The 24,191-nt window shown below is 72.8% G+C and carries 13 protein-coding genes; 5 read left to right on the top strand and 8 right to left on the bottom strand.

Going from position 1 to position 24,191, the window contains the following annotated elements; all coding sequences use genetic code 11:
* The first annotated feature begins 217 nt into the window (after nt 1–217).
* On the top strand, nt 218–3,010 hold the full coding sequence (locus GBN72_RS14910; protein ID WP_151772279.1) for a glycosyl hydrolase: 2,793 nt from the start codon (nt 218–220) through the stop codon (nt 3,008–3,010).
* A gap of 292 nt (nt 3,011–3,302) precedes the next feature.
* Here the strand turns inward: GBN72_RS14910 and GBN72_RS14905 are convergent, their stop codons facing one another.
* From GBN72_RS14905 to GBN72_RS14890, 3 genes are all read right to left on the bottom strand, one after another.
* A complete protein-coding gene (locus tag GBN72_RS14905) occupies nt 3,303–4,694 on the bottom strand; it encodes a Mucin-2 (protein ID WP_151772278.1) in 1,392 nt (463 codons plus the stop codon).
* A gap of 286 nt (nt 4,695–4,980) precedes the next feature.
* On the bottom strand, nt 4,981–5,991 hold the full coding sequence (locus GBN72_RS14895; RefSeq protein WP_151772653.1) for a LacI family DNA-binding transcriptional regulator: 1,011 nt from the start codon (nt 5,989–5,991) through the stop codon (nt 4,981–4,983).
* A gap of 161 nt (nt 5,992–6,152) precedes the next feature.
* A complete protein-coding gene (locus tag GBN72_RS14890; RefSeq protein ID WP_151772277.1) occupies nt 6,153–7,772 on the bottom strand; it encodes an AMP-binding protein in 1,620 nt (539 codons plus the stop codon).
* A 136-nt stretch (nt 7,773–7,908) separates the two neighbouring features.
* Here GBN72_RS14890 and GBN72_RS14885 point away from each other — a divergent pair, with 136 nt between their 5' ends.
* Complete coding sequence (locus GBN72_RS14885) at nt 7,909–8,835, top strand: helix-turn-helix transcriptional regulator (RefSeq protein WP_246212495.1); 927 nt, start codon at nt 7,909–7,911, stop codon at nt 8,833–8,835.
* 173 nt (nt 8,836–9,008) lie between these two features.
* On the opposite strand, the gene GBN72_RS14880 is transcribed toward GBN72_RS14885, so the two are convergent.
* From GBN72_RS14880 to GBN72_RS14870, 3 genes are all read right to left on the bottom strand, one after another.
* Nucleotides 9,009–12,242, bottom strand: a complete 3,234-nt coding sequence (locus GBN72_RS14880; protein ID WP_151772276.1) for a CLIPPER-2 domain-containing protein — start codon at nt 12,240–12,242, stop codon at nt 9,009–9,011.
* Nucleotides 12,243–12,431: 189 nt separating this feature from the next.
* Nucleotides 12,432–13,169: an NPP1 family protein gene (locus GBN72_RS14875; RefSeq protein ID WP_246212573.1), complete on the bottom strand. Its 738-nt coding sequence runs from the start codon at nt 13,167–13,169 to the stop codon at nt 12,432–12,434.
* 229 nt (nt 13,170–13,398) lie between these two features.
* The gene (locus GBN72_RS14870; protein WP_151772275.1) at nt 13,399–14,985 is read right to left on the bottom strand and encodes a phytoene desaturase family protein; all 1,587 of its coding nucleotides are present in this window, start codon (nt 14,983–14,985) and stop codon (nt 13,399–13,401) included.
* Nucleotides 14,986–15,161: 176 nt separating this feature from the next.
* On the opposite strand from GBN72_RS14870, the gene GBN72_RS14865 reads away from it, so the two are divergent.
* A complete protein-coding gene (locus tag GBN72_RS14865) occupies nt 15,162–15,449 on the top strand; it encodes a zinc ribbon domain-containing protein (RefSeq protein WP_151772274.1) in 288 nt (95 codons plus the stop codon).
* Between the two features lie 100 nt (nt 15,450–15,549).
* Here GBN72_RS14865 and GBN72_RS14860 read toward each other — a convergent pair whose 3' ends face one another.
* A complete protein-coding gene (locus tag GBN72_RS14860) occupies nt 15,550–18,357 on the bottom strand; it encodes a penicillin acylase family protein (RefSeq protein ID WP_439959767.1) in 2,808 nt (935 codons plus the stop codon).
* Nucleotides 18,358–18,695: 338 nt separating this feature from the next.
* On the opposite strand from GBN72_RS14860, the gene GBN72_RS14855 reads away from it, so the two are divergent.
* Both GBN72_RS14855 and GBN72_RS14850 read left to right on the top strand, forming a co-directional pair.
* On the top strand, nt 18,696–21,329 hold the full coding sequence (locus GBN72_RS14855) for an alpha/beta fold hydrolase (RefSeq protein WP_164540635.1): 2,634 nt from the start codon (nt 18,696–18,698) through the stop codon (nt 21,327–21,329).
* Nucleotides 21,326–22,213: an ABC transporter permease gene (locus tag GBN72_RS14850; protein ID WP_151772273.1), complete on the top strand. Its 888-nt coding sequence runs from the start codon at nt 21,326–21,328 to the stop codon at nt 22,211–22,213. Before GBN72_RS14855 ends, GBN72_RS14850 begins: the two co-directional genes overlap by 4 nt.
* 91 nt (nt 22,214–22,304) lie before the next feature.
* Here GBN72_RS14850 and GBN72_RS14845 read toward each other — a convergent pair whose 3' ends face one another.
* On the bottom strand, nt 22,305–23,996 hold the full coding sequence (locus GBN72_RS14845) for a carbohydrate-binding module family 20 domain-containing protein (RefSeq protein ID WP_151772272.1): 1,692 nt from the start codon (nt 23,994–23,996) through the stop codon (nt 22,305–22,307).
* Nucleotides 23,997–24,191 lie beyond the last annotated feature (195 nt).

The raw sequence follows: 24,191 nt of genomic DNA, 5'->3' as shown, positions 1-24,191 counted from the left end.
CCGCCTGAGAGCGCTCTCAGACGATCGGCCGGCGACCGTGGCGAAGCCCTCGGGTGACGTCCGGCTGTGCGTCAGGTGTTGACACCCACCCCTCGGAGCCCTACGTTTCCCGCGACTTGAGAGCGCTCTCTGAACTCTCGGGTGATGTCCCAACGCTCCTTCCCCCCCGTTCCATCACGTCCCCCCGCCACCCCCGTGATGACAAGAGGTGTCCTCCATGCCAGCCCTCCCCCTGCGGCCCCTGCGGGCCTTAAGGCCGGCCTCCGTGCTGGCCGTGGCCGCGTCGCTGGCCGCCGTCGGACTCGGTCCGGCGGCGGCCCCCGCGGCGGCCGCCACCGTCCCCGTGGGTGCCGGAAGTTATTCCGACACCCGGCCTTCCGGTACGTCCGGACCCACCACCAACACCGGCACCCCGGTCAAGCCGAAGGTGACCGCTGCGGCACAGGGCAAGCCGGTGCCCACCAACGACTGGTGGTCCTCGCTCGCCTTCCAGCGTTACGGCGACAACCCGTACTCGACGCCGATGTACGGGCACCCGCTCACCTACCAGGCAGTCTCGGGCGGTCTGGAGGTCGGCTACCCGACCTCGGCCACGATCGTCGGTGAGGGCCGGCAGTACGAGTTCGCCCACAAGCGGGACCTGACCCTCGGCCTGGCGGGGCTCAACTCGCCGGACACCAAGGCGGACGCCTGGTCCGACTGGACGGTCACCCCCTACTGGTCCGACGGCTCCCGCACCCTGCGGACCACCATCGGCCACGGCCTGCCCTTCGTGTACGCGCAGGGCACCGGCGGCAACGCCCGGATCAGCACGGCCTCGACGCCGTCGGTCTTCTCCGACCAGGGCAACGTCCTGGGCATCACCGTGGGCGGCCACCACTACGCGCTGTTCGCCCCGACGGGCGCGGACTGGAACGTCTCGGGCACGGAGATCACGGCCGGGCTGGCCGGCAAGGACTACTTCTCCCTGGCCGTGCTGCCGTCCACCGACGCGCTGGCGACCTTCCGCAAGTACGCCTTCAGCTTCGTCACCGGTTCGAAGGCCGACTGGAGCTACTCCTCCGGCTCGGTGAAGGCCACGTACTCGCTGACCACGGAGGCCAAGGAGGGCACCGAGCGCGGCACCCTGCAGGCCCTGTACCGCCACCAGTGGCTGTACACCTCCGACGCGCTCACCTCGTACACCTACGTCTCGCCGCGCGGCCAGATGAAGGTCCGTGAGGGCGCCTCCTTCAGCACCACCATGAAGGCCGCCCCGTCGCTGCCGCAGATCCCGAAGAGCAGCGCGCTGGACACGGCCCGGCTGCGCACCTACGTGAACGAGGTCGCCAACTCCTCGGACCCGTTCTCCGGGGCCACGGACACGTACTGGACGGGCAAGGCCCTGGGCAAGCTGGCCCAGCTGGTCACCATCTCCGACCAGATCGGTGAGACGGCCACCCGCGACAAGCTGCTCGGCCTGATCAAGGGCAGGCTGCAGGACTGGTTCACCGCCGGCGGCGCCAACGAGTTCTCGTACGACAAGGACTGGAAGACCCTGACCGGTTACCCGGCCTCGTACGGCAGCGACACCGAGCTCAACGACCACCACTTCCACTACGGCTACTACGTCCACGCCGCCGCGATCGTCGCCCAGTACGACCCGTCGTGGGCCGCCGACTCGGCGTGGGGCGGCATGGTGAAGACGCTGGTCCGCGACACCGCCAACCCGAGCCGCACCGACAGCGCCTTCCCGTTCCTGCGCGGCTTCGACGTCTACGCCGGTCACGGCTGGGCCTCCGGCCACCAGGGCTTCGCGGCGGGCAACAACCAGGAGTCCTCCTCGGAGTCGACCAACCTGAGCGCCGCACTGGTCCTCTACGGCTCGGCCACCGGCGACACCTCGCTGCGCGACCTCGGCATCTTCCTGCTCACCACGGAGAGCGAGGCCATCGCCCAGTACTGGTTCGACAAGGACCAGCAGGTCTTCCCCTCCTCCTACACCCACGACACGCTCGGCATGGTGTGGGGCAGCGGCGGCGCGTACTCCACCTGGTGGACCGCCAACCCGGAGGAGATCCACGGCATCAACACCCTCCCGGTGACGGCCGCCAACGCCCTGCACATGGGCGCCCACAAGGACGCCATCCGGCGCAACCTGGCCGAGATGGAACGGGAGAACGGCGGTCCCGCGGTCGAGTGGCGGGACATCCTGTGGGAGTTCCAGTCGCTGGCCGACCCGGCCACCGCCAAGGGCAAGTTCGACGCGCAGAACGGCAACTACACGCCGGAGGACGGCGAGTCCAAGGCGCACACCTACCACTGGCTGTACGGGCTGGACTCGACGGGCGCCCCGGACACCTCGGTGACCGGTGACATCCCGACCTCCGCCGTATTCGCCAAGAACGGCACCCGCACCTACGTGGCGCACAACCACGGCTCCAGCGCGCGGACGGTCACCTTCTCCGACGGCCGCACGCTGAGCGTCCCGGCGCGCTCCACGGCGACCGCGACCGGGGCCGGGGGCACCGATCCGGGCACTCCCCCGGCGTCGGGGAACACCTTCCGGCTGCGGACCGGCGGCGTCCTCACCACGGCCACCGACGGCTCGGCGGGCAGCGACACCGTCGCCTCGGCGGGCGGGACCAACCGTGACGGCACCCCGTACCAGCCGCTGGTCTACGAGGTGAAGGGCGTCAACGGCACGCTCACCCCGGGCGGTTCCACCTCCTTCCGGCTGGCCGTGGACGCCGGCACCGCGGTCGGTCTCGGCCAGCAGGCCCGGATCAGCTACGACCTGACCGGTGACGGCACCTTCGACCGGACGGAGACGTACCACTACTTCGCCACCGACCCGGTGGCGGGATGGGAGCGCTACGACCAGACCCGCGGTCTGAGGTCCGCCACCGGCACGCTGGGCAACCTGCGGGGCGGGACGGTCCGGCTGGAGGTCTGGAGCGCGATCGGCAACGCGACCTCCAGGCTCCAGACGAACTCCGACTCCTCCGTGGTGGTGATTCCGTTCGGCTGACGCCGTCCGACGGCACCGCGACAGCGGCGGCGGTCACCGGGTTCCCCCCGGTGACCGCCGCCGGCGCGTTTCCCGGCCGGGCCCCCGTCAGGCCCGGCCTCAGGCCCGCTGTCCCCTGACGTCGAAGCTGGACCGTTTGCCACTGAAGTTGGATCGGGGAACGGCCGGCTGTGGCTGGTCGGGTAGGCGTCGGCTGTATCGGCGATCACAGCCCTCGTGCCCGCGCTCTGCCCGGACGCACATCGGACGGCGGCGCGGGGCCGGACAGTGGTGCTCGAGCGGTGCTCGGAGGTCAGGCGGAAATGCCGGCCCTGTCCAGAACGGCGGCCATCTCGTCCTCGGGCAGTGCCGGGTTGCCACCCGCGCTGAAGGCCAGTTCGGCGACATGGAGCGCCTCGCGGAGCCGGCGGAGCGGGAGGCGCGGATCTCCGGCCGCCGCCTGGCGCGTCCAGACCTCAGGGTCGTGGCTCAACCGTTCGATCAAGGCGGGCGTGGCGGCCGGGTCCCGGACGGCCAGCCGACGGTAGTTGCCGTCCGGGTGGTCCGCGTAGCGGGCGGCGAGGCCCTCGCGGGGGAAGCGGGGGTGGGTCTCTGCCATCCAGGCGGAGAACGTGCCACCGAGCCGCGCGTACACCCGCATCAGGACCTCCTCCGAGGCGTCGGGGTGGTGAACGCCCAGGCGGTTCTCCACCACCGGGTCCTCGGTGCGTGCGAGCAGACGCAGAAGGTCGAGCGGCAAATGGGGACTCTGGGCGGCGGCGCGCCGGAGCAGCGGGTGGGCAGAGGCCGCGGCCCGTCGCAGCACCTCGAGGTCGGCGAGCCCCTCTCGTACCCACCACACGCCGTCCCCCCTGTCCAGGTCCCCGACCGTGAAATCGATCGACATGCGCCGTGCCTCGTCCAGCTCCGGCCTGAGGGACACCGCGAGCCGTACGGCGTCGTCGGGGTCGACAGCGAGCCGCTCCACAAGGTCGGCGGGCAACGACGGGTTCTCCGCGAGGGCGGCCAGATGCGCCCCTTCGGCGACGCACCGCTCGGCGTCGGCGCGGCGCAGGAGCCCACGTCGCAGCGCCTCGGCGGCGGAGGTCGGATCGCGGAGGAGTTCGGCGGTGACGCGTGCGTCCCGTCGGCACTCCCACAGCGCGGCGGCCCGCCGCACCTCGGGTTCAGGGTCGGCCAGCAGCGCCGACCGCTCGCCCGGCATCAAGATCTCCCATGCACGCGCCGCGCCCCGGCGCGCCGCCGGATCGCGGTGCGTGGCCAGCGAGGCGACGAACGACGGCGCAAGATGGGGCGAGTCCAGCAGGGCCGCCCGTACGGAAGGGTCGGGGTCGTCGAGCAGTCGGGCGCACACGTCGTCCGGCAGTGGTGCGACTGTCGTACGCGGTTCGCGCCACTCGGGTCCGTACGCGAGAGCGGCCCGCACCTTGGGGGAAGGGTCATCCGCGAGCCGGGCCCGCTGCGCGGGCTCGGTCCTGGCGCTCATCGCGAAGTCGACGCGGGCGCGCGGGTTCGGGTGAGCCAGGATCACCGCGACGGCCTGCTCGGGAAGCCCGGCCCTCTGCAGGGCGTGACGGGGTGGTCCGTCATCGCCGTCGAAGGTGAGCAGGCGCAGAAGCAGTGGTGTCGGCAGCGCCGGGTTGAGGGCGACTCCGTCCAACGCGGACGAGTGGAAGGCGGCCATGATCCCCCGATCTCTCCGTCGACCTCGCGGCCTTCATCGATATCCCCACGCAAGAATGACCAGATCAGGGGCAAGAACCGCAGCGACCTCGTACGCAGGAGCCGGTGCCTCGCCCTGCCCCAGCCCTCTCGGTCCAACATCAATGGCAGGAACGTAGTGGTTGTCCAATTTCCCTGGCAACCGGTCCAGGTTCGGCGTCGGAGGACACCCGCCGTCACGCCCGCCGTCAGGCCCGCCGTCACGCCCGCCGTCACGCCCGCCGTCACGCCCGCCGTCAGGCCCGCCGTCAGGCCGATGCCCGGCGGACCAGCGTGGTCGGGGTGATCACGGACCCGGGCGCCTCGTCGCCCGGCCGGTCCAGCAGCCGCATCAGGAGCCTCACCATCAGCCGGCCCATGCCTTCGATGTCCTGGCGGACCGTGGTGAGGGGCGGGTCGGTGACCCCGGTGACCGCCGCCATGTCGTCGAAGCCGACCACGGCCACGTCCTGCGGCACCCGCACGCCCCGCTCGCGCAGGGTGCGCAGTGCGCCCGCCGCCATCAGGTCGTTGGCCACGAAGACGCCGTCGAGGCCGGGGCACCGCTCCAGCAGTTCGGCCATCGCCCGGGCGCCGCTCTCCTCGGTGAAGTCGCCCTGGCACAGCAGTGATTCGGGGGCGTCGACCAGGACGTCCCGGTAGCCGTCGATCCGGTCCAGGGCGGCGAACTGGTCGCGCGGCCCGGCGATGTGCGCGATCCGAGTGCGGCCCAGCGACACCAGGTGACGCACCGCCTCCCGGGCGCCGCCGCGGTTGTCGCAGTCGACGAACGGGGCGGTGGGCCCGTGCCCCGCCGCCGGGCGGCCCCCGAAGACCGCGGGTATCCGGGTCCGGGCTATCAGGGCCGCCAGCCGGTCGTCCTTGTGCAGGGAGAAGGCGAGCGCCCCGTCCACGTGGCCGCCCTCCAGGTAGCGGGCGATCCGTTCGTGGTCACCGGCGCCCTCCACCCAAAGCAGCACCAACTGGGTTTCGTGCACGCTGAGTTCACGGCTGATCCCGCGGATCTTCTGCTCGAAGAACGGGTCGGAGAACACCCGGAACTCGGGCTCCGCGATGATCACGGCGACCGCACCGGTGCGCCGGGTCACCAGGGACCGGGCCGCGTGGTTCGGGACGTACCCCAGTTCCTCGACGGCCTTGCGCACCTTGTCGACGAGCGGCGGACGCACCCCGGCGCCACCGTTGACCACCCGGGAGACCGTCGCCCGGGACACCCCGGCGCGTTCCGCGACGGCCTCGAGCGTCGGCCGGGGTCCCATGGTCTGCTCGGGCAACGGTCGGCTCCTTGTCTGCGTCCGCGGGCTCCCTCGCCCATAGCGCGCCGGTAGCCCGGCGCGGACCAGGATAGGCGCTGCGGGGGCCGCCGCCGGGAGCGCTCACGGCGAGGCCGCCGAACCGTGACCTGCCGCCGAGGCCCCGGTCAGGCGTGGGTCTCGCGCAGTTCGACCTTGCGGACCTTGCCGGAGACCGTCATCGGGAAGGCGTCCAGCACGGCCAGCCGGCTGGGGACCTTGTAGTGCGCCAGCCGGCCCTCGCAGAACGCCCGCACCTCCTCCAGGGTCGGCGGGTCCGCGGGGTCGCGGGGGATCACGCAGGCGAGCACCTCCTCGCCGTACCGCTCGTGCGGCACCCCGACGACCTGGACGTCGGAGACCTTGGGGTGGGCGTACAGGAACTCCTCGATCTCCCGGGGGTAGATGTTCTCGCCACCGCGGATGATCATGTCCTTGATGCGGCCGACGATCTCCACGTAGCCGTCCTCGCGCATCACGGCCAGGTCCCCGGTGTGCATCCAGCGGGCGGCGTCGATCGCCTCGGCGGTCCGCACGGGGTCGTCCCAGTACCCGAGCATCACGCTGTAGCCGCGGGTGCGGAGTTCGCCGGTCGCGCCCCGGGGCACCGTCACCCCGGTCGCCGGGTCGACGACCTTCACCTCGATGTGCGGCAGCGCCCGGCCGACGGTGGCGGTGCGGTGCTCGAGGTCGTCGTCCATCCGGGTCTGGAGGGAGACCGGCGAGGTCTCGGTCATGCCGTAGCAGATGGACACCTGCGCCATGTGCATCTCGGTGACCACGCGCTTCATCACCTCCACCGGGCAGGGCGAGCCCGCCATGATGCCGGTGCGCAGGGTGGACAGGTCGTAGGAGGCGAAGTCGGGGAGGGCGAGCTCGGCGATGAACATGGTCGGCACCCCGTACAGGGAGGTGCAGCGCTCCTCCTGGACGGCCCGCAGGGTGGCCGCCGCGTCGAAGGCGGGAGCGGGGATCACCATGCAGGCGCCGTGCGAGGTCGCCGCCAGGTTCGCCATGACCATGCCGAAGCAGTGGTAGAAGGGGACCGGGACGCAGATGCGGTCCTGCTCGTCGTACCCGATCGTCCGGCCCACCCAGTAGCCGTTGTTGAGGATGTTGTGGTGCGAGAGGGTGGCGCCCTTGGGGAAGCCGGTGGTGCCGGAGGTGTACTGGATGTTCACCGGGTCGTCGCAGCTCAGCCGGGCCGCGATCTCCGCTGTCCGCCCCTCGGGCACGGAGGCGGCCCCGGCGGTGAGGGCGTCCCAGGTGGGGTCGCCGATGTAGACGGCCTCACGCAGCAGCGGACAGGCTCCCGCGACCTCCTCCACCATCGCCCGGTAGTCGCTGCCGCGATGGGCGAGCGAGGAGATCAGCACCGAGACGCCGGACTGGTCGAGGACGTACTCCAGCTCGTGCGTGCGGTACGCGGGGTTGATGTTCACCATGATCGCGCCGATCCGGGCGGTGGCGTACTGGACCATCACCCACTCCGGGCAGTTCACCGCCCAGATGCCGACCCGGTCGCCCGTGACCACGCCCAGGGCGAGCAGTCCCCGGGCCACCTCGTCGACGGCGGCGCCGAACTCGGCGTAGGTCCAGCGGCGTCCGGAGGCCATGTCCACCAGGGCCTCGCGGTCCGGGTGTGCGGCGACGGTCCGGTACAGGTTCGCGCCTATGGTGTCGCCGAGCAGCGGGGTCGTGCCGGTGCCGTGGGTGTACGACGGCTCGGCCGGGGTCCGGGTGGTCATGGGCTCCTCCTGGAACTGGTCGCGGCACCATTGCCGGGCGGCTCCCCGCCATCGTGTAATCCGTGACACGGATCTCACCACCCCCGAACGGGGGTACGGCGGAAGACACGGAAGACGACGAAGGGCGGGGCGAGTCGTGCCGAGGGAAGGGACACGGGCCGCGGTCGGCGGGGACGCGGCGGCCGCCGCCGCGCTGAGGGCCGCGCTGACCCGGCTGAGCCGCGGCAGCGGACTGCCGGTCGTCTTCGGCGGGCTGGTGGAGTCCGCGCGGCCACGGATCCGGATCAGCGAGCTCAGCGGCACCCGCACCTCGGCGCTGCGCTCCCTGGCCGTCTCCTCGGGCACCGGGCTGGGCGGCCGGGCCGCGGTGCTGCTGCGGCCGTGCGCGGTCAGCGACTACGCGGCGTCCCGGCGGATCAGCCACGAGTACGACGCCGCGGTCGCCCAGGAGGGCCTCCGTTCGGTGCTGGCGGTGCCGGTGGTGGTGCGGCACCGGGTGCGCGGGGTCCTCTACGGCGCCCTGCGGACCGCCGAGCCGCTGGGCGACCGGGCGCTCGGGGCGGCCGTGGAGGCGGCCCGGCAGGCGGCCCGCGGGCTCGTCACGGCGGAGGCGGCGGCGGAGGCGGCCGTGGCGGCGCGGGAGGAGGCGTGGCGGAAGCAGGCGTGGCGGGAGGAGACGTGGCGGCCCGGGCCTCCCGAGCCGCCGCGCGAGCCCACCGGGGCCCCGCTGCGGGAGCGGGCCCGGGACGCCTACGCGGCCCTGCGGGCGCTGGCGCCGCAGGTGACCGATCCGGCGGTGCGCGCCGGGCTGGACGAGGTGTGCGCGCTGCTCGGCCCTTCCCCGGCCGACGCCGCGTCGGCGCCCCCGGCCGTCCTGACGCCGCGGGAACTCGACGTGCTGGCCTGCGTGGCCACCGGCGACAGCAACGCGGCCGCCGCCCGGCGGCTGGGACTGCGGCAGGAGACGGTCAAGGCCTACCTCGGCTCGGCGTCGCGCAAGCTGGGGGCGCGCGGACGCTGGGCGGCGGTGACGGCGGCGCGCCGGTCGGGGCTGCTGCCCTGACCTCACTCCTGCGAACGCGGACAGCGCGGAGAGCGCGGAAGGCGCCCGGCCGCGCGACGCGGGCCGGACGCCCCTTCCGTGGTTCCGTTCCCCGGCCCGCCGGCGACAGGCGGGCCGGTGGGCCGAGGACGTGCGTGGCGGCCGGGCGGCCGGCACGTCGGGCAGTCTGACCGTCAGGCGCTCGCCCCGTCACGCCGGCAGGACGTGGCGGCTTCCCTCCCCCGGTCACCGCGGTCGCCGGGCTTGCCGTGGCAGTCCTTGCCGTGACCGTGGCAGGGCTTGCCGTGACCGCCGTCGCACGGCTTGCAGTGCTTGCCCTCGCACGGCTTCCCCTCGACCTGGACGGTCACCGAGTCGGGCTCGGAGCGGACGCCGCCCTCGGCCGTGGCCACGGCCGTGTTGGTGATCCGGCCCCGCCTCGCGTCGGCCGCGGTCACCGTGTAGGCGCCGGTGCACGTCATGTCGTCGCCCGGTTCCAGCGTCGTGGAGGGACAGACGACGCGACCCACCCGGTCGTCCCGGACGACCACGCGCGCGAGGGCGGAGTCGCCGGTGTTGGTGACGACGTACCGGTAGGTGACGACCTCACCGGCCCGGTAGGTGCGGTCGTCGTCGACCCGCTTGTCGACGGTGAGTCCGGGCTCGCCGCCCCCGCCGACGCCGATCCGCGCGGTGTCCGGCTCGGACCGGACCTCGGAGCCGTCCAGGTCGCCGACGGCCCGTGCGGTGTTGGTGACGGATCCGGCCTCCGCGTCGGCCTCGGTGACCACGTAGGTTCCGGTGCAGGTGGTGTCCTCACCGGGCTCCAGGGTGGTGTCGGGACAGGTCACGGTCGCGACGCGGTCGTCCTCGATCCGCACGCCGGTGAGCGTGGTCCCGCCCGTGTTCCTGACGACGTACCGGTAGGTGACGACGTCACCGGCCTGGTAGGTGCGGTCGTCGTCGACCTGCTTGTCGACCGACAGCCCCGGCCGCCGGCCGGTCACCTCGACCAGCGCGGTGTCCGGTGGGGACACGACGTCGGTACCGCCGGACTCGCCCAGCGCCCGCGCCACGTTCACGACGGATCCTTCCGCCGCGTCCTCCTCGGTGATGGTGTAGGTGCCCCGGCAGGTGGTGGCGACGCCCGACGCCAGGGTGGTGTCCTCGCAGGTCACCCGTTCCACCCGGTCGTCGTCCACCCGGATGCCGGTGATCTCCCGGTCACCGGTGTTGGTCACCGTGTACACGTAGGCGACCTCCTCGCCCACCCGGTACTCGCGCGGGTCCTGCACCTCCTTGACGACGCTGAGGCGGGGCGCCCCGGGAGTGATGATCTGGATCTCGGCGCTGTCCGGCTCCGACACCGTCTCCCGGCTGCCGGAGCGGCCCCGCGCGAAGGCCAGGTTGACGACGCCGCCCTCGGCGGCGTCCTCCTCCCTGACGGTGTACGTTCCCCGGCAGGTGGTGAACGCGTCCGGCGCCAGTGTGGTGGCGTCGCAGGTGATGCCGGTGACCCGGTCGTCCACGACGGTGAGGCCGGTGATCTCCAGGTCGCCGCTGTTGGTGACCCGGTACTCGTAGGGGACCGTCTCGCCCACCTCGTAGGCGCGGGAGTCGTCGACCGACTTGTCCAGGAGCAGCACCAGGCTGTTGGCCACGCCGACGGTCGCCTCGGCCTCCGGGGACCTGACGTCGTCACCGTTCGCCCGGCCCGCGGCGGTGACCTGGTTGGTCACGTATCCGGTGTCGGCGTCCTGCGCCGTCACCGTGTAGGTGCCTCTGCACTCGGTGCTGTCACCGTCCCGGCCCTCGGGCGCGAGGGTCTCGGCCGCGCAGGTGATGCCGGTGACGTGGTCGTCGTCGAGCGTCAGCCCGGTGATCTCCACCGGCCCGGTGTTGGTCACCGTGTACCGGTACTCGACCACCTCACCGACCCGGTAGGCGCGGGTGTCGTCGGCGGTCTTCTCGATCCGCAGGCCGGGGCCGCGCTGGACCGGCAGGGTCATTTCGGCGGGTGGCGCGTCGACCTCCGTGCCGTTCGATCTGCCGGAGGCGCCGGCCACGTTGTGGACCCGGCCCGCCGTCGCGTCCGCGGCGGTCACCGCGTAGGTCCCGGTGCAGGTCATCGATGCGCCGACGGCGAGCGTGGCCCGGGGACAGGTGATCTCCGGTACCCGGTCGTCCCTCACCGCGACGTCGGTGAGCGGGGTGTTCCCGCTGTTGGTGACGACGTACTGGTACGGAACCTGCTGGCCCGGCACCAGCGGCAGCGGCACCTCGGGCTCCCTGGCCACCTGCTTGACCAGGTTGAGCCGGGGCAGTTCGGCGGCCGGGTGCACCGTGACGTTGCGGATCAGGTGGACGTCGGTCCAGAGCCCGGTGGACGCGGCGAGGCCGAACTTGTAGCTGGCGGGAACCGGCTGGGGGGCAGGCGTGCTCAACACCTGCTGGAATCCGCGGCCGTCCCTGAAGTCGATCCGGACGGTCACCGTCGGGTTCGGTCCGGGCGACACCTCCACCTGCACGGTGCGGCGGGACTCCTCCAGCAGCGCCTCGGCCTCCTGCGGGGTGGCGTTGGGCGGGATGGCGGTGGTCGGCCCGTGCAGCTGGCCGGGCAGGGTGCTGGGCCAGGGCCCCGTGGGGCTGTTCAGGTTCTCCGCGGTGGACGTCAGGAAGCAGTAGCCCTCGGTGCCGTCGCCGGGGCCCCGCAGGGTGACCTTGTTCGGCTCGGACTCGCGGATGGGCGTGCCCGCCGGCGAGCGGGTCTCGCAGCCGTTGCCCCGGTGCTCCCAGTCGCCGAAGAAGTTGCCGAGGACGTCGAGGCCGACACCCAGGTAGCCGTGGTCGACGCCGGGCAGGAACTCGTTGGCCGGATTGTTGTCGGGCAGCTTCTGCGCGTACCCGAGGCTGCCGCCGAAGGCACCGGGGGCCGTCAGCTCGGCCGCGCCGTCGATCAGGAAGAAGGAGATGCCGTCGGCGGACCTGGCGGTCGTACTGCCGTACTGCCACTGGTCGAAGGTGACCACCACCCCCTGGTTGGCGGGCAGGGCGTGGTCGTACAGCACGGCGGCGGACTGGTCGTTGTCCGCGGTGGTGAGGCGGAGGTAGCCGTGCGGCGCGGCGTTGTTGGGCGGGAGCGGACCGGCCCCGCCGGGCGGACAGCCCGTCAGCGGGTGGGGGCCCGTCGGGGGCGTCGGCGCCTCCGGCGCACCGGTCAGACACGCCGGGCCGTACCCCAGGAACTCGGAGTCGGCCGCGGCGCCCGTAAAGGTCTCGTCGACCAGCGGCACGCCGGCCGGCTGTGCCTGGGCCACGGGATGCAGTCCCAGGCCGGCGGCCACCATGCCGGCCACGCCCAGTGCGCACCCGACGCGGCGACGGGCGGCGCCGCGACGCTCGGACGGCAATCGCAGAATTGATCTCATGCCCGGAAAGTAGCGTTACGGCCTGGTGTACGCCTTTCTGGTGCGCAGACGGAGGAGACGACACGCCGTGACGCGGGCGTGTCGTCCCTGCGTCCCGGTGCGCGGACGTGCCGGGGCGTCACCTGCTCGACCACCGGGACGTGGCGCCGCCCCGGCCCGTCCGTCACCGGCTCCGCGCGGGCGGGCGGCTCACGTCGAAGGCACGAAAGGAATGCCGGAGGGCTTCGCCTTCTCCAGATGGGAGACGTAACTGCTGTCCTTCAGGCCGAAGTTGGCGCTGCCCCAGTTCGCCTGCGCGAGCTTGTCGCGCAGCCCCGCCGGATAGCCGTCCCAGCCGACCAGCGGCGGGTACTGCCAGGTCCCCTCGTGGTTCTCCGGCGGCTCGTCGCCCGCCGTGGCGGCGCGGAAGCAGTGGGTCCCTATGCCGTCCTTGTGGTAGACGACCTTGGGGTGGGTCCCCTCCCACGGGATGCGGTCACGGCCGTGCACGGTGAAGTCGCCGTGGTTGGACGTCGCCACGTACCGGGCGGTGCCGGTGGACTGCTCCACCCAGACCACGATGTGCTCCCAGTCGTGCCGGTGCCCGCCGATGCTGGTGCCGGCGAGGGCCTGGTCCTTCTCGAAGTAGAGCCCGTAGACCACGGCGCACCAGCCGTTGTTGCAGGTGGCGCGGGAGTAGGCGTTGGTGTTGTCGAGGTCGAAGGCGTCGCGGCAGGAGCCGTTGAGGGCGCCGGTCGGGTTCAGGCCGCCGTTGAGCGAGCCGTCGGGGCCGATGGCGGGGGTGGCGTAACAGCCGTCCCGGTCGTAGTCGAGGGCGGGCTGGAACTGCCGTTCCATCGCTGTGGCGTTGGCCGGCAGCGCGGCCGGCGGGGCGGCCTGCGCGGGCCCGGCGAGCGCGAGCAGCAGCGCGAACGCGCCGCCGGTGATGCCGAGCGCGCGAGTGGTGCGGCGGGTGCGGGATCTGACGGGGCGAGAGGTTCGTCCGGACAAGGGTTTCTCCCTGACTCGTCTGCGAGCGGCGTGACGTGAGCGCAGGGGACACTCTGCCGGGAATCGATGACGTGCTCATGAAAAACGCCCCAACGGGGGCGGGAGATACGGGGGTTGGCCGTCGTGCGGCCGGGGGACTCCCCGGCCGCACGGAGGCCCGCGGCCGTCAGAGCTGTTCGGTCACCGCCATCGCCGCGTTGTGGCCGCCCAGCGCGGAGACCGCGCCGCCGCGGACCGCGCCGGAACCGCAGAGCAGCACCGAGGGGTGGCGGGTGGCCACGCCCCAGCGGGAGGCGGGGGTGGACAGGTCGGCGTCGTCGGCGGCCCAGGGCCAGGACAGGTCGCCGTGGAAGATGTGGCCGCCGGGCATCGCCACGTCGGCCTCGACGTCCTGCGGGATCTTGGCCTCGACGCAGGGCCGCCCGTCGGCGTCCCGGGCCACCACCGAGTCGATCGGGTCGAGGAGGTGCTCGTCCAGCGAGGCGACGGCCCGCCGCACCGCCTCCGCCGTGCGTTCGGCGCGGGTGGCCGGGTCGTCGAAGAGGGTGGCGGGCAGGTGGAGGCCGAAGTAGGTGAGGGTGTGGGTGCCCTCCGGGACGTCGCCGAGGACGGACGGGTCGGTGAGCGAGTGGCAGTACACCTCTCCGGGCAGACGGCCCGGGACGCGGCCCGCGGCGGCCTCGGCGTACGCGGTTTCCAGCTCGTCGTAGTCCTCGCCGAGGTGGAGGGTGCCGGCGAAGGCGACGCGGGGGTCGGCGCCGGACCTGAGCCGGGGCAGCCGGTCGAGCAGGAAATTGATCTTCAGCTGGGAGCCGACCGGCTTGTCGGCCGGGTCGCGGTGCTCGCCGAGGAGCCCGTCGAGCACCCACGGCGCGGCGTTGGCGAGCACGAACCGGGCCTCCAGGGCGGCTCCGCCCGCGATCTCCACCTCGGCGCCACTGGGGCCGGGCCGGACGGCGGTGACCTCGGCGCCCCTCACCAGCTCGGCGCCCGCGCGGACGGCGGACGCGGCCAGGGCGTCGGTCACCGCACCCATCCCGCCGACCGGGACGCGCCACTCCCCGGTGCCGTTGCCGATGAGGTGGTAGAGGAAGCAGCGGTTCTGGATCAGCCGCGTGTCGTGCAGGCCGGCGAAGGTGCCGATCAGCGCGTCGGTGGCGACCACGCCGCGGACGGTCCGGTCCGCGAAGCGCCGCTCCAGCGTCTCCCCCAGCGGCCGCCGCACGATCTCCTCCCAAAGCCCGGCGTCGACGCGCCGCCGCAGCTCGCCCTCCCTCGGCAGCGGCTCGGTGAGGGTGGGTGCCAGGACCTCGGCCAGCTCGCCGACCTGTGCGTAGAACGCGCTCCACGCCTCGTACTCGGCGTCCGACCCGGTGAGGCGGCGGAAGCTGTCCCGGGTCACCGGGCCCTCGGGGCGCTCCACCAGGAGTCCGCCGGGCACCCCGTCACGCAGCACCGGCGTGTAGGAGGCGGTGGAGCGGGAGGCCAGCTCGAGGTCCAGGCCGAGGTCCCGGGCGATCCGCTCCGGCATCAGGGAGACCAGGTAGGAGTAGCGCGAGAGCCGGGTCGGGCGGCCGGGGAACGCCTGGGCGGAGACCGCGGCGCCGCCGGTGCGGTCCAGGCGCTCCAGCACGGCGACGGACAGACCGGCACGGGCCAGGTAGGCGGCCGCGGCGAGACCGTTGTGGCCGCCGCCGACCACGACGACGTCGTAGGCGGTGCGGCTCGTCCTGATCGGTTTGATCGATGTCATGGCCCATACCCTGGCGCACGGTTCGCGGCCGGCGTGCATGGGACCGCGCTCCCGCGGTGACCCGGAGGGGGTACGCGGAGGCTGCCGGGCCCCTCGAGGGAACCCCGCGGCCCGAGGGACACGTTCCACCACTGCGGGTACTGTGAGCGCACGCCGCCAGGGGGAAGGACCAGAAGATGATCATTTTTGGCACCAAGGGCTACCTGTACCAGCTCGCCATGCTGACGCTGGTGTGCGGCAACTGCGGCAATCCCGCCGCGCACGCGCTGCGCAAGCACGTCACGAAGTTCACGCTGTTCTTCGTGCCGCTCTTCCCGGTCTCGGTGAAGTACTCGACGCAGTGCACCTTCTGCGGTGCGCAGCGGCGGCTGAACGCCGCGGAGGCGGAGCAGCTCCAGGCGGGCGCGGCGAGCGGCCAGGGCGATCCGGTCCAGGGCCGGCCGCAGCAGCCGTACCAGTCCTGACCTCACGGCGGTCTCGCGCCCTGCCTCGCCGTGCGGGACGGCGGCGGGCCGGGTGCGGCCCGCCGCCGTCGCGCGTCCCTGTGCTTCCGGCGGTACTCCCCTACCGGTGGGAGCGGAACTCGACGACCTGCTGGTAGGTGGGACGGTTCTGCCAGCTGACCGGGGCGTGGGTGATGCCGCCCAGCGCCCGGTGGATCACGGCGTCGGCGCACCACTGGTCCCCCGCGTCGCAGTGCTCGTCACCGGGGTAGACCTGCGCGGCGGTCCGGCCCGCGGCCTCCTTGAGCGTCCGGGCCAGCACCGCCCGGCAGTCGGCGAGGTCGCCTGCGCCGCAGTAGGGGCGGGCCAGGCCGCCGTCCACCTCGTCGCCGAGGACGGCCCGCACGTCCTTGTCGACATAGCTCCACCAGCCGTACTGGAAGGCGCTTCCGGCGTGACCGCCGGTGGGGCCGTGCGAGGCCCCCGGCGGTTCGTCGACGGGCAGGTTGGCCTCGAACGCGGTGTACAGGTCCTCGCCGAGGCCCGGCTGGAACTGTGCCTCGACCAGCAGCGGCCACCACGCGTCGAGGATGCGTATGGCGTCGGCGTGGGCGTACCGCTCGGAGCCGGCCGAGGTCTCGGTGCGCAGGGATCCGGCCGACACCCAGGCGGAGAGCCTGCCGACCGCCTCGGTCACCGCCGGGTCGTCCACCGGGCCGCTGCGCAGCACCCGCAGCAGCTTGGGCAGGACCTGTTCGGCGCGCAGGTCGGCGAGGCCCGCCTCCGCCATGGCGCGGGTGAGTGACGCCCGGGTGACGTTCCCCTCGTCGACCAGTTCCCGGACGCGGTCGTCGAGCAGGTCGCCGCGGTGGACGGAGCCGTTGCCCCAGGAGGCGGCGGTGTAGCCGTCGGCGAGCTTGTTGTTCCAGGAGATGTAGTAGTCCTGGTCGACGGACTGCGGGTGCTCGGCCGGCGGCGTGTAGGAGGCCCGGTTGTTCTCCGGGTTCCAGTTCCGCCACTCGTAGCGGGGGTCGGCCCAGGCCGGGAAGTCCGGGTCGACCCCGGCGGCGCGGACCGGGTTGTCGCCGCTGTTGTAGTAGGCGGTGTGGCCGGCGTCGGCGTAGAGCCAGTTGAAGGTGAAGTTGATGTGCTGGGTGGCCTGCTGGAAGGACTGCGGGCCGGTGACGTGTCCGGGGTCGTTGAGCATCTGGAAGCCGACGATCGAGTCGACCTCGTGCCGGTAGGAGGTGCGCAGCGTGGTGTAGGCGACCTTCTTGCCGCCGACGGTGGCGCGGTACTCGACCGGACCGTACTTGGTCAGCCAGGCGCGCATCGTGTAGGAGCCGGCGGGGGTGGAGTCGGCGACGGTGGGCTTCCAGGAATTGGTGTGCTCCACCTTCTCCATGGCCACGCACTGGCCGCGGTACAGGTAGTGGAAGTCGTCCTGGCACAGTTCCACGGCGTAGGTGTCGATGATGTCCTGCGCCGAGGTCGTCGCGGACCAGGCGTAGTCCTGGCCCCGGCCGAGCTGGACGTACATCGACAGTCCCGCGAAGGAGGCGCCGCGGGCGCTGATGCCGGGGCCCTGGATCTCCTGCAGCAGCAGGAGTTGCGGGGCGAAGTAGCCGGTCTGCGGCCCGAACACGGCGACGGGGTGCCCGCTCGCGGTGTGCTCGCCGCTGACCACCAGGGCGTTGGACATGCCGCGCCGGGCCGAGCCGACGGCGGCCTCGGTGGCCGCCCTGGTGGCGGCGTCGGCCTTGGCCGTGGTGGCGCTGCCGGTGCGGTTGTGCACCAGCGGTTCTCGGGTCACCGAGCCCGGGTCGGGCAGGGCCGTGCCCTGCGGGTCGTCGGGCTTCGCGGCGTAGGGGAACGAGGCGCCGCGGACCGTGACGGCCGCTTCCGGGTCGTCGCGTTCGCGGAAGGACTCCCAGACCCGGGTGCCCTCCTCGACGCCGTAGCGGGACTGTGCGGCGAGCAGCGACAGGGCGTTCTCGACCTCGCCGCCGCCGCCGGAGCCGAAGAGGGCGCCGATGACGGAGGCCAGGGCGACCAGGTCGGTGAGCTTGAAGCGCTCGATCCTGCCCAGGTTGAGGATGGCGTCCTTGTGGCCGGTGAGCACGTACTCGCCGGGGAAGTAACGGCCCTTGTCGGAGGCCTCGATGTAGGCGTTGATGCCGTCCACGTAGGCCTGTGCGTCGGCCAGGGCCTGGCGGCCGCGTTCGCCGTTCTCGGCGGCCACCCGGTCGATCTGGGCCTGGAGTTCGGTCTCGGTGTAGGGCGCGGAACGCCAGAACTCCTGCTCCAGGGCCTGGTTGCCCAGGGCGCCGCCGGCGAAGGAGGTGAGCCGGCCGCGTCCCACGTGCCGGAAGACGTCCATCAGCCACAGCCGGTCCTCGGCGGCGGCGTACCCGGCGCCGAACTCGGTGCCGTAGCGGGTGGTGCCGGTGATGTGCGGGACGCCGGTGGCCTTGTCCCGGACGATGGTGACGTCGGTGCGTCCGGCGGGCCGCTTGGTGGAGGCGACCTGGTCGGCGGGGACCCCGAAGGAGGCGTCGTTGAAGAACTCGTCGATGGTGGAGTCGGTCAGCTCCGGATAGCCGGTGGCCAGGTCGGCGTAGGGGCCCAGCTGGTCGTCGCTGTGCGCGGGGACGATGCCGACGGTCTGGTCGAGCAGGATCTCGGCGAGGGTGGCGGTGCCGTCCGCGCCGGGCGGCAGGATGTCCGCGCAGCCGTCGCCGCAGTGGTCGGTGGCCGCGGCGGGCGCGGCGGGCGCGGCCGCGGGGGCGTTCGGTGCGGCGGCCGACGGGAGGGCGGGAGCGAGCAGGGCGCAGATCATGGCGCCGGTCAGCAGGCCGGCGGTTCTCCGGCCGGCGCGTCTGCGGGTGGTTCCTCTGTCAGGGGCGGTGCGTACGGTGTGCCGGGTCACGGCGGCTCCTCCCGACGGGGACGGGAGCAGGAGGTTACCGCCGGTAGTTCGGCAGTTGAAGATGCCGGTGCGCCAGTTTCCGTGCAGGAGTCCCGGGGTTCATGGCGGACCGGTGGAGGGTGACCACGCGTCCGTACGCCGGCCGGGCCGCGGCGTCGCGCCCGGCTCGTGACACTCGCGCCCGGTCCTGCCCGGTCGTACCCGGAGTTCCCAACTGGTCTCTTTATTCCGGAAATTGGGCTCCTTCACCACCCAGACCCTCGCGTAACGACCCGGTGGAGGAGGCCCGGGAGCCGGGGACGGGCCCGGCGCCGGGAGGTCCCCCGTATCGTGGGCGCATGGATCTTCGATTGCCCAGGTGGCCACGGAACCGTGTGCTCGCGGCGGCAGCGGCCGCCGTCGTGCTGGCGGGCGCCGGGACCTGGACGGCCGTGGCCTCCGGCGACGACGCGCCCGCGGTACGGCACACCGAGCGGATGATGACGATGGACGGCGGGGTGCGGATCGACACCTCGTACTTCACCTCCGGCCCGTCCGGCGAGCGCCGCCCCGCGGTCCTCCTCGGCCACGGGTTCGGCAACGACAAGAAGGAGGTCCGCGGGCAGGCGGAGGAACTGGCGAGGAACGGGTACGCGGTGCTGACCTGGTCGGCCCGCGGGTTCGGGGAGTCCACCGGCAAGATCGGACTCAACGACCCGAAGGCCGAGGTCGCCGACGTCTCCCGGCTGATCGACTGGCTGGCCGCCCGCCCCGAGGTGCGGCTGGACGAGAAGGGCGACCCCCGGGTGGGCGCGGCCGGCGCCTCCTACGGCGGCGCGATCGCCCTGCTGGCCGCCGGGCACGACGGCCGGATCGACGCGCTGGCACCGGCGATCACCTACTGGAACCTCTCCGACGCGCTCTTCCCCGACGGGGTCTTCAAGAAGCTGTGGGCCGGGACGTTCATCAGCTCCGGCGGCGGCTGCTCCCGCTTCGAGGAGGAGCTGTGCCGGATGTACCAGCGGGTCGCGGAGTCCGGCGAGCCGGACGTCGAGGCCATGGAACTGCTGGCCGAGCGCAGCCCGGTCGCCGTCGGTGACCGCATCAAGGCGCCGACGCTGCTGATGCAGGGCCAGAGCGACTCGCTCTTCCCCCTGGACCAAGCCGACGCCGCCGCCCGGACCATCGGCGCCAACGGAGCCCCGGTGGCGGTCGACTGGCTCGCCGGCGGGCACGACGGCGGCGACGTCGAGGGCGACCGGGTCCTGGCCCGCACCACGGCCTGGTTCGACCGCCACCTCAAGGGTGACGAGAACGCGGCCACCGGGCCCGCCTTCCGCGTCACCCGCACCGGGGGCGTGGACTCCCGGGACGGCGACGCGCAGCTGGCCGGCGCGTCCGGCGCGGAGTACCCCGGCCTGAACGGCGACCCGCTGCGCATCCCGCTGTCCGGGAAGGAGCAGCGGATCGAGAACCCCGCGGGCGCCGCGCCGCCCGCCGTCTCCTCGCTGCCCGGTCTCGCCGCGGGCGGCGGCATGTCCCAGCTCTCCTCGCTGGGCGTCGGCGTCTCCCTGGACATCCCCGGCCAGTTCGCGGCGTTCGAGTCGCGGCCGCTGGCCGAGGACGTCCGGATCACCGGGTCCCCGACCGCCACCCTCCACGTCGGGTCCACGGCGGACGACGCCGTCCTCTTCGCCAAGGTCTACGACGTCGGCCCCGACGGCCGTCAGCAGGTGCTGCCCTCCCAGCTGGTCTCCCCGCTGCGGGTGCCGGCCGGCCAGGACGCGCGGATCGCGCTGCCGGTCATCGACCACGAGGTCCGCGCCGGGCACCGGCTGCGGCTGGTCCTCGCCGCCACCGACCTCGCCTACTCCTCGCCGGTGGCACCCGCGACGTACACGGTCTCCCTGCGCGGGGACCTGATGGTCCCGACCGCGCAGGACGTGAGGACGGCCGCCACCCCGCTGCCGGCCAGGATCTGGTGGCTGCCGCTCGCCGGTCTGGTGATCGCGCTGGCGCTGCTGCTGGCCGGCCGCCGCCGCGCGGCCACCCCGCCGCCGTCCGGCGAACTCGCCGGTGTGCCGCTGCAGATCACCGGACTGAGCAAGCGGTACGCCGGTTCCGCCGACCGTTACGCGGTGCGGGACCTGTCGTTCCGGGTGGAGAAGGGCCAGGTGCTGGGCCTGCTCGGCCCCAACGGCGCCGGCAAGACCACCACCCTGCGGATGCTGATGGGCCTGATCCGGCCCGACGAGGGGGAGATCCGGGTCTTCGGCCACGCGATCCGGCCGGGCGCCCCGGCGCTCTCCCGGGTCGGCGCCTTCGTGGAGGGCGCGGGCTTCCTGCCGCACCTGTCCGGCCGCGAGAACCTGGAGCTGTACTGGCGGGCCACCGGCCGCCCCGCCGTGGACGCCCACCTGGACGAGGCGCTGGAGATCGCGGGCCTGGGCGACGCCCTGCAGCGCGCCGTGCGCACCTACTCCCAGGGCATGCGGCAGCGCCTGGCCATCGCCCAGGCCATGCTGGGGCTGCCCGACCTGATGATCCTCGACGAGCCCACCAACGGGCTCGACCCGCCGCAGATCCGTGAGATGCGCGAGGTGATGATCCGCTACGCCGCGGCCGGCCGCACGGTGATCGTCTCCAGCCACCTGCTCTCCGAGGTGGAGCAGACCTGCACCCATCTGGTCGTGATGGACCACGGCCGGCTGGTGCAGGCCGGTCCGGTCGCGGAGATCGTCGGCACCGGCGACACGCTGCTGGTCGGGACCGCCGAACCGGTGGCCGCGCCGCTGGTGGAGAAGGTGGCCGCGCTGCCCGGGGTGGACACCGCGGTGGCCACCGACGACGGCCTGGTGGTCCGGCTGAAGGCCGGCGGCGCCTCGAGCCACCTGGTCGCCGAGCTGGTCCGGCTCGACGTCCCGGTGGAGTCGGTGGGCCCGCACCGGCGGCTGGAAGACGCGTTCCTCACCCTGATCGGAGGCCCCGCATGAGCACGACGCTCACCGAGCCCGAGGCCGGCCCGGCGACCACCGCGACCGCCGAGGGCTACCGGCCGGGGCGGACCCTTCCGCTGCGGGTGGAGTTCGCCCGGCAGCTCAAGCGCGGACGCACCCTCGCCATGGGGGCCGTGCTGACGCTGCTGCCGGTGGTGATGGCGGTGGCCTTCGCCGTCGGCGACGACAGCGAGGAGGGAGCGGGCCGCCGGATCAACCTGATGGACACGGCCACCGCGTCCGGCGTCAACTTCGCCGCGACCTGCCTGTTCGTCTCGGCGAGCCTGCTGCTGGTGGTGCCGGTGGCGCTGTTCTGCGGCGACACCGTGGCCTCCGAGGCCAACTGGTCCTCGCTGCGGTACCTGCTGGCGGCGCCGGTGCCGCGGATGCGGCTGCTGTCGTCCAAGCTGGCCGTCGGGCTGGCGATGAGCCTGGCCGCCATGGTGTGGCTGCCGCTGGTGGCGCTGGCGGTGGGGTCGGTCGCCTACGGCTGGGGTCCGCTGCGCATCCCCACCGGAGGCTCGCTGCCGCTGACCGAGGCCCTCTGGCGCCTGCTGCTGATCGTCGGCTACCTGTTCGTGTCCCAGCTGGTCACGGCCGGCCTGGCGTTCTGGCTCTCCACCCGTACCGACGCGCCGCTGGGCGCGGTGGGCGGCGCGGTCGGCCTGACCATCGTCGGCAGCGTCCTGGACCAGGTCGAGGCGCTCGGGCACTGGCGTGAGTTCCTGCCCGCGCACTGGCAGTTCGCCTGGGCGGACGCCATCCAGCCGCAGCCCGTGTACGACGGGATGCTGCAGGGCATGTCGGTCTCGGTGACCTACGCGCTGGTGCTCTTCGCGCTGGCGTTCCGCGGGTTCGCCCGCAAGGACATCGTGTCCTGACCGGCACGGGCCCGCGTGCGCTCGCGGACGTACGCGTGGGGCGGCCGGGATGCCGTACGGCATCCCGGCCGCCTTTTCTCACGCGCCCCGGTCAGGCACGCCAGGTGTCGTTCAGCGTGATCTGTCCGGTGGACGGCACCGTGAGGGTGCGGTTGGCGCCGGACTCCCAGGTGACGGCGCCGGCCGCGTTCTTGCGGATGTACTTGTAGGAGCAGGTGGTCCCCGCGGGCACGGACACGTCCAGGCTCCAGACCGGGTAGGCCGCCGGGTCCAGCTTCGGGGCCTTGGAGGTGTCCCAGCCGCCCAGCTGCGAGCAGTCACCGGCGACATGGATGTTCTCACCGAGGACGGTGGTGGCGTTCACCCGGAACGCGGCCCCGGCGGTCGGCTGGACCCCTCCGGAGCAGTTGCGCGCCCCGGTGTGCAGTGCCAGCGCGGTGCCGGCGCCGAGGGTGGCGGTGAACTGGCCGGCGGAGTTGACGGTGACGGCTCGGCCGGACTGCACGTCGCAGTAGTCACCCGCTGCCAGCGAGGTCTGGAACGTCCGGGAGAACGACGAGGTGGTGTGGTTGATCGCCACGTACGCCTTGCTGCCGCGGCCGAAGGCGATCCGGTCCCCGCCGTCGTCCCACCAGTTGGTCACCGCCTGCCCGCGGGCGGTGTTGCGGAGGGCGACCATGGAGGATATCTCCCGCCAGGCGTGCTGGCACTTCCACCCGTCGCTGTAACAGGCGTTCACCTGGCCGCCGTTGGGCGGGCCGGCGTCGTGGTCGGTGAACTCGTAGCCGGAGTGGACGTCCGGCGAGCCGTAGGGCCAGGCCAGCATGAAGACGCTCGCGAGGGTGTAGGCCGAGCCGGCCTTGTAGTTGAGCGTCTCGCCGTTGCGTTCGGTGTCGTGGTTGTCGACGAAGACGCCGGCCCTGGAGGAGCCCAGGTAGCCCCAGGACTCGCCGTAGTTCTTCAGGTGGGCGAGGTTCTCGTTGGTGAAGACCCGCTTGAGGTCGCGGGCGTAGCGGAACTCCTGCACGTCACCGGTGTTGACGTACTCGTCCGGCTGGACAGCCTCCCCGGCTCCGTGGATCACCTCCTGCTTCCAGTAGGCGTTCGGGTCGGTCAGCCGCGACTTGATCGCCGCGAGGTCGGCCGCGGGCATGTGCTTCGCGGCGTCGACCCGGAAGCCGTCGGCGCCGAGCGAGAGCAGGTCGTTCATGTACGCGGCGATGCGGCCGCGGACGTAGTCCTCGCCGGTGTCGAGGTCGGCCAGGCCGACCAGCTCGCAGTTCTGGACGTTGCCGCGGTCGCCGTAGTTGCTGATCTGCGCCGTGCAGTTGTCGAAGTCGGGGGCCGAGTAGATGCCCGGGTAGTTGTACTTCGTGTACGAGGAGCCGCCGGTGCCGGTGCCGGACCCGGCCGACATGTGGTTGATCACCGTGTCGACCACGACCTTCACACCCGCCGCGTGGCAGGTGTCGATCATGCTCTTGAACGCGGTGCGGTCGCCCAGGCGGCCGGCGATCCGGTAGCTCACCGGCTGGTAGGAGGTCCACCACTGGGAGCCCTGGATGTGCTCCTGCGGGGGCGAGACCTGAACGTACCCGTAGCCGGCGGGACCGAGCTGGTCGGTGCACGCCTTGGCCACCGAGGCGAACTTCCACTCGAACAGGACCGCCGTGACGTCCTTGTCGCCGGGCGGTGCGGCCTGGGCCGGCGTCGGAGCCGCCACGACGGCTGTCGCCGCGCCCGCCACGAGGGCGAGAGCCGCGGCCGTGATCCTTCTGGCCATGTGTCCTCCACTGGGGGGAGAGGGGAACGGTGCGGGTGATTGCGGGGGGAGGTGCCGAGGGACACGCGACCGACTGCAAGAAATGGATGAGGCTTGCTGCAAGCTCTTGCAAGGACGCGCGGTCGCGACCGTACGAGCGGCCTGACCGGGCGTCAACCCCTCTCGCACGCAGGGGTTTCGCTGATCGTCGGGGAA

This window comes from Streptomyces abyssomicinicus, from assembly GCF_008974245.1.
GTDB lineage: Bacteria > Actinomycetota > Actinomycetes > Streptomycetales > Streptomycetaceae > Streptomyces > Streptomyces abyssomicinicus.
Note: the sequence above shows the minus strand (reverse complement) of the source record. Positions and strands in the feature narration are given on the sequence as shown.